Here is a 17,758-nt window from a genome sequence, read left to right on the forward strand (position 1 = left end):
TGCATCATGTCGGTACCCCCGCGTGCCGTTCAGCTTAACGAAGCGAACGCGTTCCTTAAGGAACATCCTGAGGTTCTCTACGTTGACCTTCTGATTGCAGATATGAATGGTGTGGTGCGCGGCAAGCGCATCGAACGCACCAGCCTCCACAAGGTTTACGAGAAAGGCATCAACCTGCCCGCCTCCCTCTTCGCCCTGGATATCAACGGTTCCACCGTCGAAAGCACCGGCCTTGGCCTGGACATCGGCGATGCCGACCGCATCTGCTACCCGATCCCTGACACACTCTCCAACGAACCTTGGCAGAAGCGCCCCACCGCCCAGCTGCTGATGACCATGCACGAACTGGAAGGCGAGCCGTTCTTCGCCGACCCGCGCGAGGTCCTGCGCCAGGTCGTGAACAAGTTCACCGAGATGGGCCTGACGATCTGCGCAGCCTTCGAGCTCGAGTTCTATCTGATCGACCAGGAGAACGTGAACGGCCGTCCGCAGCCGCCGCGCTCGCCGATCTCCGGCAAACGTCCACAGTCGACCCAGGTGTACCTGATCGACGACCTGGACGAATACGCCGATTGCCTGCAGGACATCCTCGAAGGCGCCAAGGAGCAAGGCATTCCCGCCGACGCCATCGTCAAGGAAAGCGCCCCGGCCCAGTTCGAAGTCAACCTGCACCACGTCGCCGACCCACTCAAGGCCTGTGACTACGCCGTACTGCTCAAGCGCCTGATCAAGAACATCGCCTACGACCATGAGATGGACACCACCTTCATGGCCAAGCCCTATCCGGGCCAGGCGGGCAATGGCCTGCATGTACACATCTCCGTGCTGGACAAAGATGGCAACAACATCTTCACCAGCGAGGATCCCGAGCAGAACGCCGCGCTACGTCACGCTGTCGGCGGTGTGCTCGAGACCCTGCCCGCGTCCATGGCGTTCCTGTGCCCGAACGTCAACTCGTACCGTCGCTTCGGCGCACAGTTCTATGTGCCGAATGCGCCGAGCTGGGGCCTGGACAACCGTACCGTGGCCCTGCGCGTGCCAACCGGCTCGCCGGACGCCGTGCGTATCGAACACCGCGTAGCCGGTGCCGATGCCAACCCGTACCTGATGATGGCTGCCGTGTTGGCCGGTGTGCACCATGGCCTGACTAACAAGGTCGAGCCGGGCGAACCGATCGAAGGCAACTCGTACGAGCAGTTGGAGCAGAGCCTGCCGAACAACCTGCGCGATGCCCTGCGCGAGCTGGACGACAGTGAAATCCTGAACAAGTACATCGATCCGAAGTACATCGACATTTTCGTCGCGTGCAAGGAGAGCGAGCTGGAGGAGTTCGAGCACTCGATCTCCGACCTCGAGTACAACTGGTATCTGCATACCGTGTGAACGAAAACGCCGCCCCCAGGGGCGGCGTTTTCATTCAAGGACCGTGTCGCCTGCTTCGCGGGTAAACCCACTCCCACCAAAGCCATGCAGCCCTCGAAGGCAGCGGTGTGCCTGTGAGGTGAATGCTTGTCAGCACGGACTCAAAGCGACTTCTCGAAAATCTTCGAGTTACGCTGGTAGTTGTACAGCGATGCCCGCGCTGCCGGCAGCCGCTCCACACCACTGGGCACAAAGCCGCGCTCACGGAACCAATGCGCGGTACGGGTGGTGAGCACGAACAGGGTGCTCAACCCCTGCTGCCGCGCCCGGCTCTCGATCCGCTCCAGCAACTCGTCACCGCGCCCGCCATGGCGATATTCAGGGTTCACCGCCAGGCACGCCAGCTCCCCGGCCTCGGAATCGGCGATTGGATACAACGCCGCGCAGGCGATGATCATGCCCTCTCGTTCGACGACGCTGAACTGCTCGATCTCACGCTCCAGCACCTCGCGCGAGCGCCGCACCAGAATGCCCTGCTCTTCCAGCGGGCTGATCAGCTCCAGCAAACCACCCACATCATCGATGGTCGCCTCACGCACCACTTCGAACTGCTCTTGGGACACCAGCGTGCCACCACCACCGCGGGTGAAGAGTTCGGTCAGCAGCGCGCCGTCTTCGGCATAGCTGACGATATGGCTGCGTGCTACGCCGCCCTTGCAGGCCTCGGCGGCGGCATCCAGCAGTTCACCCTGATAGTCGCTGCCCAGGCGCAGCAGATGCGCGGGCACCTGTTGCGGTCGCAGTTCACGCACCAGCTTGCCATGCTCGTCCAGCAAGCCAGGTTCGGCACCGAACAGCAGCAGCTTGTCGGCGCCAAGCTCGATGGCGGCGCGGGTGGCCACGTCTTCGCATGCCAGGTTGAAGATCTCCCCAGTGGGCGAGTAGCCCAAGGGCGACAGCAACACGATGGAGCGCTCATCGAGCAAGCGGTTGATGCCCTTGCGGTCGATTCGCCGTACCTCGCCGGTGTGGTGATAGTCGACCCCTTCGAGCACCCCGATCGGCCGGGCAGTGACCAGGTTGCCCGAAGCCACCCGCAGGCGCGAGCCCTGCATCGGTGAGGCGGCGATATCCATCGACAGGCGCGCCTCGATGGCCAGGCGCAAGGCGCCGACGGCATCGATCACGCAGTCCAGGGTCGCCGCGTCGGTGACACGCATGCCGCGATGGTAATGAGGGGTCAGACCGCGCTCGGCCAGGCGACTTTCGATCTGCGGGCGCGAGCCATGGACCAGCACCAGCCGCACGCCAAGGCTGTGCAGCAGCACCAGGTCATGGACGATGTTGCCGAAGTTGGGGTGATCCACGCCATCGCCAGGAAGCATGACCACGAAGGTGCAATCGCGATGGGCGTTGATGTAGGGAGAAGCATGGCGAAGCCAGTTGACGTAATCGGGCATGACAGGGCCTGTGGATAAGTGAACGGAGAACGGCGAACAAACGGCGGCGTTCAAAATCATCGTCGGAACAGGCTTACGGTCACGCGCGGTCTCCTCTAGACAGGGACGAATCAGGTCAATGGACGTTTAGCTCAAGCAATAATGCCGGATCAATTCACGTAATAGACGCACGGTAGGCTCGATACGTGACATTTCAAGGTATTCGCCCGGCTGGTGGGCGCAGGCAATGTCGCCAGGGCCCAAGACGATGGTCTGGCAACCCAGTTGCTGAAGATAAGGCGCTTCGGTGCCAAAGGCCACTGCCTCGGCGCGATGGCCGGTCAGACGTTCGGCCAATTGCACCAGTTCGGTGTCGGCGGCCTGCTCGAACGGCGGCACTTCCGGGAACAGCGGCGCATAGTCGATGCGCACTTCGTGGCGCTCGGCAACCGGCAGCAGTTTTTCCCGGATCGCCGCGCGCAGTTGCTCGACATCCATACCTGGCAGCGGGCGCAGGTCGAACTCCAGGGCACATTGGCCGCAGATACGATTGGGGTTGTCACCCCCATGGATGCAGCCGAGGTTCATCGTGGGGGTCGGCACGCTGAACTGCGGGTTGCGGTAGGCCTGTTGCCATTGCTGGCGCAGCCCCATCAGCTCGCCCATCACCGCGTGCATCGCCTCCAGAGCACTGTGCCCAAGGCTTGGGTCCGACGAGTGGCCGCTGCGGCCGAGGATATCGATGCGGTCCATGAGAATGCCCTTGTGCATGCGGATCGGCCGCAGGCCCGTGGGCTCGCCGATCACCGCCGCACGCCCCAGGGGCTGGCCGGCCTCGGCCAGGGCGCGGGCGCCGGACATGGAGCTTTCCTCGTCGCAGGTCGCGAGAACCAGCAGTGGCTGTTTGAAGTCGTGCTCCAACAACGGCAGCACGGCCTCGATGACCAAGGCGAAGAAGCCTTTCATGTCACAACTGCCCAGGCCGACCCAGCGGCCATCGACTTCGGTCAGCTTCAGCGGATCGCTCGCCCACAGTTGCGGATCGTAAGGCACGGTATCGCTGTGCCCGGCCAAGACCAAGCCCCCGGGGCCCGTGCCACGGCTGGCCAGCAGGTTGAACTTACCGGGCGTTACCTGGCGGATCTCGCAGGCAAAACCCAGGTCGCCCAGCCAGCCGGCCAGCAGCTCGATGACCTGTCGGTTTGACTGATCCAATGCAGGCTGGGTGCAACTGACCGACGGTGCGGCGATCAGGGCGGCGAACTGGTCTCTCAGCGACGGCAAGGGCATAGGCGCTCTCCTCGGGCTCGAAGCCCATCATAGCAATGCATCCAGCCCCTGGAACAACCCAACAGCCAAGAGCCGACTCCTGTAGACTGCACGGCAACGATGCCCCCTCCTTCGAGCCTGCGATGCACAAAGAAACCGAACTCAAGCTCCGCGCCAGCCGCGAGACCCTTGCCGCCCTGCGCGAGCACCCCCTGCTGAAAAAGCGCAACAAGTCCGGCTGGCAGACTCGCGAGCTGCTCAACCAGTACTTCGACACCCCGGACCGCGACCTCGCGGCCGCGCGCGTCGCCCTGCGCCTGCGTCGTGACGGCGAGGTCATCATCCAGACCCTCAAGTGCCGCGGCCAGAGCGTGGCAGGCCTGTCCGAGCGCAACGAGCACGAGTGGCACCTGGACAAGGTCAAGCTGGACCTCAAGAAGCTCGACGACACCTGCTGGCCGGAACAACTGGCGGGGCTGGACAAAAAGACCATCAAGCCGCTATTCACCACCGATTTCACCCGCGAGTTCGCGGAGATCGCCTGGGGCCGTGGCAAGGCCAAAGTGGTGATCGAGGCCGCCCTGGACCAGGGCTTCGTCATCGCCGGCAAGCGCAAGGAAGAAATCTGCGAGCTGGAGCTCGAACTGCGCGAAGGCGCCCCCGAGGCACTGCTGGAGCTCGCCGCCGAACTGGCTGCCAGTCTGCCGCTGATGCCCTGCGACATCAGCAAGGCCGAACGTGGCTACCGCCTGCTCGAGCCCGACAGCTACGAGCTGAGCCTGCCCAGCACCGAGCTTGAAGCCGAAACCTCAGTGGACGACGCCTTCACGGCGCTGGCCTGGCAACTGTTGGGCAGCAGCCAGCGCCTGGCCGAGCAATACCGTCACAGCGGCCACTGGCGCCTGCTGCAGGACTGGGTGCAGTGCCTGGCCGAGCTGCGCGCCCTGGTCAGCACCCTGGGGCAGGCCGCACCGCGTGCCACCACCCGAGACCTGCGCATGCGCCTGGATGCGCTGCTGGAAGACTGGCGTCCGCTGGTACAGGCTGGCAATGACGACGAAGACGTCCGCCGCGCCGCCCCCGAGCAGTTCGGCGATGAACTCGAAGACACCCGCTGGGGCCAGTTCTCCCTGGAAACCTCGCGCTGGCTGCTGGCCCGCACCTGGACCGTCGATCGCGCCGGCCGGGGCGAGCGCCAGGGCAAGGCGCACCTGGCCAGCTGGCTGGTGCACCTGCTGGGCGAGGAAGGCCGCTCGCTGAAGCTGCCGCTGTATGCCCAGCGTCCGGAAGACCTTGCCGAGCAACTGCCACGCATCGAGCAATTGCTGGCCTGGCTGCACCATGCCCGCCACGTGCTCGAGGCGCCGCAGATGGATCGCCTGTATGGCGACCTGAAGAAACTGCATGAGCTGGCGGAACTGCCGATCAGCGATGAACTGCTAGAAGCGCGGATCGAGCAGGCTCGCGCCATCGATCAGAGCCGGGGCTGGAAGCATCTGCTCAAAGTCTGATAGCGCATCGTCTGCTTCGTGGATGAACCCGCTCCTACAGGAACTGCCGCAAAGCCTGAGGCCCGCGCCGTACCTGGAGCGGGTGCACCCGCAAACGCTTCACCCCGATAACGGCAAGCTGGTCGTGGACTTGATTTCGGACAAGGCCACGATCGAGTTGACCTCCTGAATCCCCGGCACGTTGGACAACTGCTCGAAGAAGAACCGTTCGTAGGCTTCGATGTCCGACGTGACGATGCGCAGCAAAAAATCCACCGACCCCATCAGCACATAACACTCCAATACCTGTGGAAAACCGCGGATCGCCTCAGTGAATTCGGTGAAGTTCGAACGCCCATGGGCGTTGAGCTTTACCTCGGCGAAGATCTGCGTGTTCAGGCCAACCTTCTTGCGGTCGAGCAAGGTCACCTGACCACGAATGATCCCCTCTTCCTTCAACCGCTGTATGCGTCGCCAGCACGGCGATTGCGACAGGCCAATACGCTCGGCGATCTGCGCGCTGGACAGCGAAGCATCTTCCTGCAATAGCTCCAGAATGCGGCGGTCGTAAGCGTCGAGCTCGCACTGCATTAACAATTCTCCATTATTTGGATTTTCGAATAGTTCTATCTGTCTATCCGGCAATTCGCTGGAATCATAGCGAAAAAATGCCCACGCAGACGTGCCAGAATTTCTGCCTCGACAATGGAGACCGGCATGAACGCACTTGAACGCCCCGAGCCCCCACAACGCACCGACACCTGGGCCGCCAGCGCCGCGCATTGCACCGCCCGCTTTCGCCTGCAGGCCGAGGCCGAGCCGGACAGTCTGTGTCGGGTACTCAACCTCTTCGCGTTGCAGTTCCTCACACCGCACCGTGTTCATGTGGAACAGAGAGACGATCTGCTGAACATCGAAGTGAACGTGGGCGGATTGAGCTGGCACCGCGCCGAAGTCATTGCGCAAAAGCTGCGCAACCTGGTGTGTATCGATCAAGTGAGCCTGGAAAACCTGCCTCGGATGGCCGAGGTGGCCGCACGCTGAGGGTCGCGAGCGAGCGTTGGCCACGCTCGGCGCTTGCGGAGCAAGATCCAGACACGTTTTACCCCACCTGTTTCATCCGATGCCGGCTAGCCTTCCCCGGGACCGATCCACCCTGGCAAGGAAGCCACCATGTACACCGACGATACCCACGCCCTCGATCTGAGCCGGCTGCTCGACGCCCTGCTCGCCGAACAGCACCTGGATGCCAGCGATACCTTACGCGTCCTCGAACAGGCCCATCGCCGCCCAGACCAGCATCCGCTGGAGATCATCGCCGGTCTGGGCCTCCAAGACCGTCGCCATCCCGACCGAAGCCTGGACCTGGACACCCTCTGCCAATGGCTGGCTACCCGGGCCGGCCAGCCATTCATGCGTATCGATCCATTGCAAGTCGACCTGCAGCAGGTCAGTAGCCTGATGTCGCCAGCCTTCGCCCAGCGCCACGGCATCCTCGCCGTGGCCGTGGATGACAGCGGCGTCACGGTGGCCAGCGCCCAGCCCTTCCAGTGCGAGTGGGAAGCCGACCTTGCCCGCAGCCTGGGCAAGCCGATCCGCCGTGTGATGGCCAGCCCGGTGCAGATTCGCCAGTTGGCCCAGACCTTCGTTCGCCTGGCCCACTCGGTCAACGGCGCACAGCGCCAGCAGACCACGGGCCTGGGCGAGCTGGAGCATCTGCTGGAACTTGGCCAGCGCCAGACCGAAGCCAACGCCGATGACGCCCACATCGTGCACATCGTCGACTGGCTGCTGCAGTACGCAATCGAACAGCGCGCCAGCGATATCCATCTCGAGCCGCGCCGTGAGCAGGGCCAGTTGCGCTACCGCATCGACGGCTTGCTGCATACCGTCTATGCGTTTCCCGCCGGCGTCATCCTGGCATTGGTCAGCCGCCTCAAGCATCTGGGGCGTATGGATGTCGCGGAAAAACGCCGCCCCCAGGATGGTCGCCTGAAAAGCCGTCAGCCGGGGGGAGGCGAGGTGGAGCTGCGGCTATCCACGTTGCCCACGCCCTTTGGTGAAAAGCTGGTGCTACGGCTGTTCGACTCCCAGCAGTCACACCAGGACTTTCGCCACCTGGGCCTGGAGGGCGACTTGCTACGCCAGTGGCAAGGGTTGCTGAACCATCGCCAAGGCATTGTCCTGGTCACAGGCCCCACGGGCTCGGGCAAAACCAGCACGCTTTACGCCAGCCTTCGACAACTGGCCACACCCCAGGTCAACCTGTGCACCATCGAAGACCCTATCGAGCGCCTGGAGCCTGCGTTCAACCAGCTGCAGGTCCAACCAAGCCTGGACCTGGGTTTTGCCGATGGCGTGCGCGCCCTGCTGCGCCAGGACCCAGACATCATCATGATCGGCGAGATACGCGATCGCGAAACAGCCCAGGTCGCGGTCCAGGCGGCGCTGACGGGGCACCTGGTGCTTTCCACCCTGCACACCGACGACACCTGCAGCGCGATCACCCGCTTGCAGGAGCTGGGTGTGGCGGACTACCTGATCAAGGCCACGCTGCTCGGCGTAATGGCCCAGCGTCTGGTGCGTACTTTTTGCTGCGAATGCCGAGGTGCGGCGGCCCTCGACGACCTGGCTTGTCGTGCATGCCGAGGGACGGGGTTTCTTGGGCGCACGGGGCTGTTCGAGCTGCTGGTCCCAAGCGAAGGCCTGCGCGCCAGCATCGGCCCCAACAGTGATCTGGCCGCACTGCGCCGGATGGCCCTGGCGGAAGGTTTGCAGGATCTACGTCATTGCGGGGAGGTGAAAATCAGCGCGGGGCAGACCTGTCTGGCAGAGGTGCTCAGGGTCTGCTCGTGAGCAAAAAACCCTTGTATTCAGGGAACTTGCGCCACCCCGACACGATCCAAACGGCCACTCCCACCACCCTCACCATTCGAGGTGAATGCACCATGCGTCTCAAAACCGCCATCGCAGCTGCCGCCCTGCTTTCGCTGCCTGTTGGCTCCGCCATGGCCGATACGTTCTGGCGTAACATCATGACTTCCGGCGCGACCACTGCGTCGAGCTACCTGACCTCTCGTGACCACAAGATGGTCGTGGCAGCCCAAGACGATGCCGGTAGCTTCGTCGCCAGCGAAGGCGCCATTCGCGGGCCGTACCTGGAAGCGGCGATCCGTAAGGTACGCGCCGACAACCCCGGCATGACCGCCACCGACATGGACCTGGCCAACGCGATCCTGGCCAAGAACGCCGTCGCCGAATAAACCGCAGGGACACGCCTACGGATCCATCACCGGGCCTATCATGGGCAACGGACCTGCTCCGGGGCGTCTTCTTCGCGGGTGAATCCGCTCCCACAGGGTCCGCGCTGGCTCTTGGGAGCGGGTTTACCCGCCAAATGTGCGGCTCAGAGCCTCAGGTTATATCTCCGTCAGCGATACGCCTCCACCGGCACGCACGAGCAGAACAGGTTCCTGTCCCCATACACGTTGTCGACCCGATTCACCGCAGGCCAGTACTTGTGCAGCCGCACGTGAGCACTCGGGGCTACGCCCTGCTCCACGCTGTAGGCCCGCGTCCAGGGCCCCAACACATCGGCGAGGGTATGCGGCGCATGCTTGAGCGGGTTGTCGTCTGCCGGCCAGTTGCCCTCCTTCACTTCATCGATCTCCGCCCGGATTGCCAGCATGGCTTCGACGAAACGGTCCAGCTCAGCCTTGGACTCGCTCTCGGTCGGTTCGACCATCAACGTGCCCGGCACTGGGAAAGACATGGTCGGCGCATGGAAGCCATAGTCCATCAGACGCTTGGCCACATCCTCCTCGGTAATGCCAGTCAGCGCCTTGAGCGGGCGCAAGTCGAGGATGCATTCGTGGGCCACACGCTCGTTGCGCCCCCGGTACAGCACCGGGAAAGCGCCGTCGAGCTGATGAGCCAGGTAGTTGGCCGACAGGATCGCCACCTCGCTGGCATCGGCCAATTGCGGCCCCATCATGGCGATGTACATCCAGCTGATCGGCAGGATGCTTGCGCTGCCCCAGGGCGCGGCGCTGACTGCACTGTTGTTCGGGTCGAGCCCCGGCACCGGCACCACCGGGTGGCTGGCAACGAACGCCTTGAGATGAGCACGTACCCCGATCGGCCCCATCCCAGGGCCCCCGCCGCCATGGGGAATGCAGAAGGTCTTGTGCAAGTTCATGTGCGAGACATCGGCACCGATGTCGGCCGGCCGCGTCAGGCCGACCTGGGCATTGAGGTTGGCGCCATCCATGTACACCTGCCCCCCGTGCTGGTGGATGACGTCGCAAATCTCACGAATGCCTTCTTCGTACACCCCATGGGTCGAGGGGTAGGTAATCATCAGGCAGGACAGTCTGTCGCCGGCCGTGCGCGCCTTGGTCTTCAGGTCATCCAGGTCGACGTTGCCCTCATCGTCGCAATCGACGATCACCACTTCCATGCCGGCCATCTGCGCCGACGCAGGGTTGGTGCCGTGAGCCGATGACGGAATGAGGCACAGGGTTCGCTGCGGCTGTCGACGGCTCTGGTGATAGCGAGTGATCGCCATGAGCCCTGCATATTCGCCTTGGGCGCCCGAGTTGGGCTGCATGCAGATAGCATCGAAGCCGGTGATGGCGCACAACCAACGTTCCAGCTCGTCGATCATGACCTTGTAGCCCTGGGCCTGCGCGGCCGGTACGAAGGGGTGCAGCGAGGCGAAGCCCGGCCAGGTGATGGGGATCATCTCGCTGGTGGCATTGAGTTTCATGGTGCACGACCCCAGAGGGATCATCGACTGGTTCAGCGCCAGGTCCTTGTTCTCCAGTTGCTTGAGGTAGCGCAGCATCTCGGTTTCGCTATGGTGCAGGTTGAACACCGGATGGGTGAGCAACGGCGTGCGCCGGACCAGGGCGCCCGGTATGCCTTCGGGCAGCGCCTGGGCGTCAAGCTCGGCGATACGCAGCCCATGGTCGACGCCCAGGAAGACATCGAACAGGCGCATCACCGTCGCCTCAGTACAGGTCTCGTCCAAGCTCACACCCAAATGCCCGCGGCCGAGAATGCGCAGGTTGATCCGCGCCTTCTCGGCACTTTCGATGATCGCTGCCTGGGTACCGCCGACATCGAGGGTGAGGGTATCGAAGAAATGCTGGTTCACCCGCTTGATGCCCTTGGCCTCCAGGCCAGCGGCGAGGACGAACGTCAGCCGGTGGACCCGCTGGGCGATGCGCCTCAGCCCTTCGGGGCCGTGGTACACGGCGTAGAACCCGGCAATGTTGGCCAGCAGCACTTGGGCAGTACAGATGTTGGAGTTGGCCTTTTCACGGCGAATGTGCTGCTCGCGGGTCTGCAAGGCCATGCGCAGGGCGGTGTTGCCGCGCGCATCGCGTGACACGCCGATGATGCGCCCCGGCATCGCCCGCTTGAACTCGTCGCGACAAGCGAAATAAGCGGCATGGGGGCCGCCATAGCCCATAGGCACGCCAAAGCGTTGGGTCGAGCCCAGTACCACATCGGCCCCTAGTTCACCGGGCGGGGTGAGCACCACCAGGCTGAGGATGTCCGCTGCGACGCAGGCCAGCGCATGCTGGCCATGCAGTTGGTCGATCAGCGGCCGCAGGTCGCGAACTTCTCCATGGGTGTCGGGATACTGCAACAAGGCGCCGAACACCTGATGTTTGCCCAGGTTGTCCAGCGAATCGACGATCAGCTCGAAGCCGAAGCCCTCGGCGCGAGTGCGCAGTACCGAGAGTGTTTGCGGATGACAGTGCTCATCGGCGAAGAAGATATTGCTCTTGCTCTTGGCCATCCGCTTGGCCAGGGCCATGGCTTCCGCCGCTGCCGTGGCCTCATCGAGCAATGAGGCATTGGCCAGGGCCAGGCCGGTCAGGTCGATCACCATTTGCTGGAAGTTCAGCAGCGCTTCCAGGCGCCCTTGGGCGATTTCCGGCTGGTAGGGCGTATAGGCGGTGTACCAGCCTGGGTTTTCCAGCACATTGCGCAGGATGACGGTGGGCGTGAGGGTCCCGTGGTAACCCATGCCGATCAGGCTGGTCCAGATCTGGTTCTGCTGCGCGTAGCCGGCCAGCTTGGCCAAGGCAGCCTGCTCGTCCAGGGCGGGCGGCAAGTCGAGCGGGCGGGCCAGGCGAATGCCTGGGGGCACGGTCTGTTCGATCAGTTCGGTGCGACTGGCGATGCCGAGGGCATCGAGCATGGCCTTCTGCTCCGAGGCATCAGGCCCCAGGTGACGACGCAGGAAGGGGTTGAACTCTTGCAGTTGACTCAAGGATGGCGACTGGGACATGGCGATCGTCTCTTCCTGGTCCAGGTCTCATGGAGACTTACAAGTCTAGGAAGGGATTGCCGATGCTGCGTGAAAACTTGCTTTACCCAGGGGTTTCGTAGCGGGCAAACCCGCCCCACAGGGTTCGGCTGGATCCTGTGGGAGGCGGGATACCCGTAGAAGACTTATTCGCCGATGGCCGCCTGGTAGCCAGCAGCGTCGAGCAGCTTTTCCAGGTCGGCCGGGTTGCTTGGCTTGAGCTTGAAGATCCAGGCGTCGTAGGGTTCTTCATTGAGCTGCTCAGGGCTGTCGGCCAGCGCTTCGTTGACCGCGATGACTTCACCGGCCACAGGGGCGTAGATGTCCGAAGCGGCCTTGACCGACTCGACCACACCCGCGGCGTCGCCTGCGGCAAACACCTTGCCCACTTCTGCCAGTTCGACGAACACCACATCACCCAAGGCTTGCTGGGCATGATCGCTGATACCGACGGTCACGCTGCCGTCTGCTTCCAGGCGCGCCCACTCGTGGCTTTCGGCAAAACGCAGTTCGGCGGGGATATTGCTCATCTGTTGTATTCCTCGATTGGCTCAGCGGTCAGCCCGCCGGTAATTGTTCAGATCAGAATCTTTCCATGGCGCACGAAGGTCGGTTTGACCACCCGCACCGGATACCACTTGCCACGAATCTCCACCTCGGCACGCTCACCCGTGGCCATGGGCACACGCGCCAAGGCGATGGATTTGCTCAGCGTAGGCGAGAAACTACCACTGGTGATCTCCCCTTCGCCAATCCCGGCTACCCGCACCACCTGATGGGCACGCAGTACGCCACGCTCCTCCAGCACCAGGCCGACCAGTTTCTCCTGCACGCCCTGCTCGATTTCCGCGAGCAGGCCCGAACGGCCGATGAAGTCGCGCTCGGCCGGTTCCCAGGCAATGCTCCAGCCCAGGTTGGAGGTCAGCGGCGTATGGCTTTCGTCGATGTCCTGGCCGTAGAGGTTCATGCCGGCTTCCAGGCGCAACGTGTCGCGCGCACCGAGGCCGCTGGGGGCGATGCCAGCACCGACGAGGTCGTTGAAGAAAGCGGGGGCCTGCTGGCCGGGGAAGATGATCTCCAGGCCGTCCTCGCCGGTATAGCCAGTCCGGGCGATGAACCAGTCACCTTCGGCGACGCCTTCGAAGGGGCGCAGTTCGCGGACCAGCGCGGCGCGCGAGGCACTGAGCAGTTGGGCGACTTTTTCGCGGGCATGCGGGCCCTGGATGGCGAGGATGGCAAGCTCGGAGCGCTCGACGAAATTGATGGCAAAGCCGGCACTCTGCGCCTGAAGCCAGGTCAGGACCTTGTCGCGGGTGGCGGCGTTGGCCACCAGGCGATAGCCGATTTCGGTGCGGTAGGCGATCAGGTCGTCGAGGACGCCACCGTCAGCGGCAAGCAGTGGGCTGTAAAGCGCCTTGCCAGGACTGCCCAGACGGGCCACATCGTTGGCCAGCAAACGCTGCAGCCAGGGCGTGGCTTGGTCACCGGCAACGTCAATGACAGTCATGTGGGATACATCGAAGACGCCGCAGTCACTGCGCACCTGATGGTGCTCCTCGACTTGCGAACCGTAGTGCAGGGGCATGTCCCAACCACCGAAATCGACCATCTTGGCGCCGAGCGCCAGGTGCAGGTCATACAGAGGCGTACGCTGTCCCATGGGTTTCTCCTTCCGGGCGTGGCGAGGCAGCGGCGATCGGCGACGTTGATTCGTCACCTGATCTTGTTCAGGACCCGCCGCAGCGAATGCCGCGCATTGTAGCCGCAAGGGCGAAGCCTGGCACCCTCAGTGATGATGCCCAGGTCGCCGGGCTGAGCGGCGGATCAGCCCGATGACTGGCAACAGGCCGACCAGCACCAGCGTCAGCGCTGGCAGCGACGCACGTGCCCATTCCCCTTCGCTGGTCATCTCGAACACCCTGACGGCGAGGGTGTCCCAGCCGAACGGTCGCATCAGCAGCGTCGCCGGCATCTCCTTGAGCACATCGACGAATACCAGCAGCGCCGCACTCAGGGCCCCTGGCACCAGCAACGGGAGATACACCTTGAAAAACAATCTCACGCCTCCGACCCCAAGACTGCGCGAAGCCTCCGGCAGTGACGGCCTGATGCGCTCCAGGCTGCTTTCCAACGGGCCATAGGCCACGGCCATGAAGCGCACCAGATAGGCCAGCAGCAAAGCCGAGAGGCTGCCCAGCAACAAGGGTTTTCCGGCGCCACCCATCCACCGGGACAGGGGTACTACCCACTGGTTGTCCAGATAGCTGAAGGCAAGCATGATCGACACGGCCAGCACCGAACCCGGCAGGGCATAGCCCAGGTTGGCCAACCCCACCCCGGCGCGAATGGCGCCTGTGGGCGACTGGCGCCGCGCAAAGGCCAGCAGCAAGGCCACGCTGACCGTGATCAAGGCGGCCATGGCACCCAGGTAGAGGGTGTGCAGGACGAGGCCGATGTACCGCTCGTCCAAGTCATGCCGGCCCCGCTGCCAGAACCACACCAGCAATTGCAGCAACGGGATGACGAAGGCACAGGCGAACACCAGCAGGCACCACGCGGTAGCGGCCAGCGCCTTGACGCCGTGCAGGTGATAGAGCGCCTGCCCTCGCGGCCGCTCGTTGCCATGGCGGGTCGCGCCGCGGGCCCGGCGCTCGCCGTACAGCACCAGTATCACCACCAGCAGCAACAGGCTGGCCAGTTGCGCCGCACTGGAAAGGCTGAAGAAGCCATACCAGGTCTTGTAGATAGCCGTGGTGAAGGTATCGAAGTTGAACACCGCAACAGCGCCGAAATCCGCCAGGGTCTCCATGAGAGCCAAGGCGATGCCCGCACCGATGGCGGGCCGGGCCATGGGCAGCGCCACACGCCAGAACGCCTGCAGCGGCGACAGTCCAAGCACGCGCGCCGCCTCCATCAACCCCTTGCCCTGGGCCAGGAAGGCGCTACGCGCCAGCAGGTAGACATAGGGGTAGAACACCAGCACCAGCACGGTGATCACACCGCCAGTAGAACGTACCCGTGGTAGTCGCAGAGGACCGAACACCTCGCGCAGGGCCGTTTGCACGGGGCCGGCGAAATCGAGCAGGCCGACGAAGACGAATGCCAGCACGTAGGCCGGGATGGCGAAGGGCAGCATCAGCGCCCAGTCCAGCCAGCGCCTACCGGGAAACTGGCAAAGGCTGGTCAGCCAGGCCAGGCTCACGCCCAGTAACGTCACGCCCGCCCCCACCCCCAGCACCAGCGTGAGCGTGTTGCCCAGCAAGCGGCTCATCTGGGTGTCGAGCAGGTGCGACCAGATCTGCATGTCGACCGACTGCCAGGACAGCACCAGGACGCTCAGGGGCAACAGCACCAAGGCGGCGACAAGAAAGACCGGGAGGTACCAGCGGCGTTGGGGGGTGTGGGGCAAGGCGAACGTCTCTGTGCTGATGGCGACCGCTGCGCGGTCATTCGCGGGTAAACCCGCCCCCACAGGGTTCGCAGCGGTGTTCCTGTGGGAGCGGGTTCACCCGCGAAAGGGCCTTGCAGGCCCTGAAGGATAAAGTCTGGGGCTTAGTTCCAGCCAGCCCGGTCCATCAAGCGAATGGCTTCGGCCTGGCGCTTGCCGGCCACTTCCACCGGGATGCTGTCGGCCTTGAAACTACCCCAGGCCGCGACTTCGTCGGAAGGCTTGACCTTCGGGTTGGCCGGGAACTCCTGGTTGATATCGGCGAACAGCTTCTGCGCCTCGACGCCAGTCATCCATTCGACCAGCTTCTTCGCCGCCTCCGGGTGCGGCGCGTGCTTGGTCAGGCCGATGCCCGACAGGTTGACGTGCACGCCACGGTCACCCTGGTTGGGCCAGAACAGCTTGACCGGCAGGTTGGGCTTTTCCTTGTGCAGGCGACCGTAATAGTAAGTGTTGACGATGCCCACATCACACTGGCCGGCCTCGATGGCCTGGAGCACGGCAGTGTCGTCGGAGAACACATCGGTGGACAGGTTGTTGACCCAACCCTTGATGATCTCCTCGGTCTTGGCCTCACCGTGGTTCTCGATCAGGGTGGCAGTGAGCGACTGGTTGTAGACCTTCTTGGCCGTGCGCAGGCACAGACGGCCTTCCCATTGCTTCTCGGCCAGGGCTTCGTAGGTGGTCAGTTCGTGGGGTTTGACCCGTTCGGTGGAATAGGCAATGGTACGCGCGCGCAGGCTCAGGCCTGTCCAGTCGTGGGACGAGGCGCGGTACTGGGAAGGGATGTTCTGGTCGATGACGTCCGACTTGATCGGTTGCAGGATGCCCATCTGCTCAGCCTGCCAGAGGTTGCCGGCATCGACGGTGAGTAGCAGGTCCGCCACGCCGTTCTCACCCTCGGCCTTGATGCGCTGCATCAGCGGGGCTTCCTTGTCGGTGATGAACTTGATCTTGACGCCGGTCTTGGCGGTGTAGGCATCGAATACCGGCTTGATCAACTCGTCGATGCGCGAGGAGTACACCACCACTTCATCCGCCGCCTGGGCGGTACCGCCAAACAGGGTCAGGGCCAGGGCGGCCAATAGGGGCTTGCGTGGCAACATCGGGGTCTTCCTCGCTGAGTTGAAAGGTGCAAATGGTAGTGAATCCCATTTTCCACCTCACCTGTGCAGACGTTACCGAATGTTGCCAGGGTCGTGATGTGCCCTCAGGCCTTGGCCAACTCCGGTAGATCCCCGGACAACCCCAGCGCCTGACGCACGAACAACGCCTTGGCCTCAGGCATCTGCTCCACCAGCTTCAGCCCGCTGTTGCGCAACCAGCGCAACGGCAGTGGATTAGCCTGGAACAAGCGCTCGAAGCCCTCCATCGCCGCCATCAACGCCAGGTTATGCGGCATGCGTCGACGCTCGAAGCGGCTCAACACCTTCACATCGGCCAGCCGTTCACCACGCTCACAGGCACGCTCCAGCTCCTCGGCCAGCACGGCGGCATCCAGAAAGCCCAGATTCACGCCCTGCCCGGCGAGCGGGTGGATGGTGTGTGCGGCATCCCCGATCAGCGCCAGCCCCTCGTCCACATAACGCTTGGCATGGCGCTGGCGCAGCGGCACGCAAACCCGCGGGTCGGCACTCAACACTTCACCTAGGCGCCCCTCGAAGGCACGGCCGAGCGCCTCGCAGAAGGCTGGATCGTCCAGGGCCATGAGCTTCTCGGCCTGCTCAGGCGTGGTCGACCAGACGATCGAGCACCAGGCCTGCTCGTCATCCTGCGACAGCGGCAGGAATGCCAGCGGCCCTTCGTCGGTGAAGCGCTGCCAGGCCGTGGCCCGGTGCGCCTCGCTGCAGCGCACGCTGGTGACGATGGCGTGGTGCAGGTAATCCCACTCACGGGTCGCACAACCGGTCAGCTTGCGTACCGCGGAGTTGGCGCCATCGGCGGCCACCACCAGCGGCGCACGCAGGGTCCGGCCATCGGCCAGAGTCAGTAGCCATTCATCGCCGGAGCGGCGCATCTGCTCCAGGCGAGCATTGGGCAGCAGGCCGACGTCACTGTCGTGCAGGCGCTCCAGCAGACCATCCTGCACTACCCGGTTTTCGACGATATGGCCGAGCACCTGGGCATGCACGCTGGCTGCCGAGAAGTGGATCTGCCCCGTACCGCTGCCATCCCAGACGTGCACGTCCGAGTATGGCGAAACACGCCGCGCGGCGATGCCCTCCCAGGCGCCCAGGCGCTCGAGGATGCGCTGGCTGGCCGCCGACAGGGCACTGACCCTGGGCTCGAACGCCCCCTGGGCATCGAAGGGTCTGACCGACAGCGGGCTGCCATCGAGCAGAAGAATTTCCAGGCCGCTGTGGCGCAAGGCCAACGCCAGGGCGCTGCCGACCATACCGGCACCGACAATCAATAGATCTGCGCGCAT

At 63.8% G+C, this 17,758-nt stretch carries 14 protein-coding genes; 5 read left to right on the top strand and 9 right to left on the bottom strand.

What is annotated here, in order from left to right; translation table 11 throughout:
* The first annotated feature begins 6 nt into the window (after positions 1-6).
* Complete coding sequence (locus IEC33019_RS22900) at positions 7-1,383, top strand: glutamine synthetase family protein (protein ID WP_070093647.1); 1,377 nt, start codon at positions 7-9, stop codon at positions 1,381-1,383.
* A 140-nt stretch (positions 1,384-1,523) separates the two neighbouring features.
* On the opposite strand, the gene argA is transcribed toward IEC33019_RS22900, so the two are convergent.
* Positions 1,524-2,822, bottom strand: coding sequence for an amino-acid N-acetyltransferase (gene argA / locus IEC33019_RS22905; RefSeq protein WP_070093648.1), 1,299 nt, complete (start codon positions 2,820-2,822; stop codon positions 1,524-1,526).
* A 126-nt stretch (positions 2,823-2,948) separates the two neighbouring features.
* Positions 2,949-4,091: an acetylornithine deacetylase gene (argE, locus tag IEC33019_RS22910; RefSeq protein WP_070093649.1), complete on the bottom strand. Its 1,143-nt coding sequence runs from the start codon at positions 4,089-4,091 to the stop codon at positions 2,949-2,951.
* Positions 4,092-4,213: 122 nt separating this feature from the next.
* On the opposite strand from argE, the gene IEC33019_RS22915 reads away from it, so the two are divergent.
* Entirely contained in the window at positions 4,214-5,581 is a 1,368-nt protein-coding gene (locus IEC33019_RS22915; protein ID WP_070093650.1) for a CYTH domain-containing protein, read from the top strand.
* 99 nt (positions 5,582-5,680) lie between these two features.
* Here the strand turns inward: IEC33019_RS22915 and IEC33019_RS22920 are convergent, their stop codons facing one another.
* Positions 5,681-6,151 (bottom strand): Lrp/AsnC family transcriptional regulator, encoded by a 471-nt coding sequence (locus IEC33019_RS22920; protein WP_070093651.1) that lies wholly within the window; start codon positions 6,149-6,151, stop codon positions 5,681-5,683.
* A gap of 126 nt (positions 6,152-6,277) precedes the next feature.
* On the opposite strand from IEC33019_RS22920, the gene IEC33019_RS22925 reads away from it, so the two are divergent.
* From IEC33019_RS22925 to IEC33019_RS22935, 3 genes are all read left to right on the top strand, one after another.
* Positions 6,278-6,604: a hypothetical protein gene (locus IEC33019_RS22925; protein ID WP_070093652.1), complete on the top strand. Its 327-nt coding sequence runs from the start codon at positions 6,278-6,280 to the stop codon at positions 6,602-6,604.
* Between the two features lie 129 nt (positions 6,605-6,733).
* Entirely contained in the window at positions 6,734-8,416 is a 1,683-nt protein-coding gene (locus IEC33019_RS22930; protein ID WP_070093653.1) for a GspE/PulE family protein, read from the top strand.
* 92 nt (positions 8,417-8,508) lie between these two features.
* Positions 8,509-8,823: a DUF2388 domain-containing protein gene (locus IEC33019_RS22935; RefSeq protein ID WP_070093654.1), complete on the top strand. Its 315-nt coding sequence runs from the start codon at positions 8,509-8,511 to the stop codon at positions 8,821-8,823.
* A gap of 167 nt (positions 8,824-8,990) precedes the next feature.
* On the opposite strand, the gene gcvP is transcribed toward IEC33019_RS22935, so the two are convergent.
* From gcvP to IEC33019_RS22965, 6 genes are all read right to left on the bottom strand, one after another.
* Positions 8,991-11,864 (bottom strand): aminomethyl-transferring glycine dehydrogenase, encoded by a 2,874-nt coding sequence (gene gcvP / locus IEC33019_RS22940; protein ID WP_070093655.1) that lies wholly within the window; start codon positions 11,862-11,864, stop codon positions 8,991-8,993.
* A gap of 164 nt (positions 11,865-12,028) precedes the next feature.
* Positions 12,029-12,412 carry a glycine cleavage system protein GcvH gene (gene gcvH, locus IEC33019_RS22945; protein WP_070093656.1) on the bottom strand — a complete coding sequence of 128 codons (384 nt, stop codon included), beginning with the start codon at positions 12,410-12,412 and terminating at the stop codon, positions 12,029-12,031.
* A gap of 47 nt (positions 12,413-12,459) precedes the next feature.
* Positions 12,460-13,542, bottom strand: coding sequence for a glycine cleavage system aminomethyltransferase GcvT (gcvT, locus tag IEC33019_RS22950; RefSeq protein WP_070093657.1), 1,083 nt, complete (start codon positions 13,540-13,542; stop codon positions 12,460-12,462).
* A gap of 126 nt (positions 13,543-13,668) precedes the next feature.
* Complete coding sequence (locus IEC33019_RS22955; protein WP_070093698.1) at positions 13,669-15,291, bottom strand: ABC transporter permease; 1,623 nt, start codon at positions 15,289-15,291, stop codon at positions 13,669-13,671.
* Positions 15,292-15,434: 143 nt separating this feature from the next.
* Complete coding sequence (locus IEC33019_RS22960) at positions 15,435-16,436, bottom strand: extracellular solute-binding protein (protein WP_070093658.1); 1,002 nt, start codon at positions 16,434-16,436, stop codon at positions 15,435-15,437.
* A 104-nt stretch (positions 16,437-16,540) separates the two neighbouring features.
* Positions 16,541-17,758: a 2-octaprenyl-3-methyl-6-methoxy-1,4-benzoquinol hydroxylase gene (locus tag IEC33019_RS22965; RefSeq protein ID WP_172959816.1), complete on the bottom strand. Its 1,218-nt coding sequence runs from the start codon at positions 17,756-17,758 to the stop codon at positions 16,541-16,543.

The sequence above is a fragment of the Pseudomonas putida genome (assembly GCF_002741075.1).
Lineage (GTDB): Bacteria > Pseudomonadota > Gammaproteobacteria > Pseudomonadales > Pseudomonadaceae > Aquipseudomonas > Aquipseudomonas putida_T.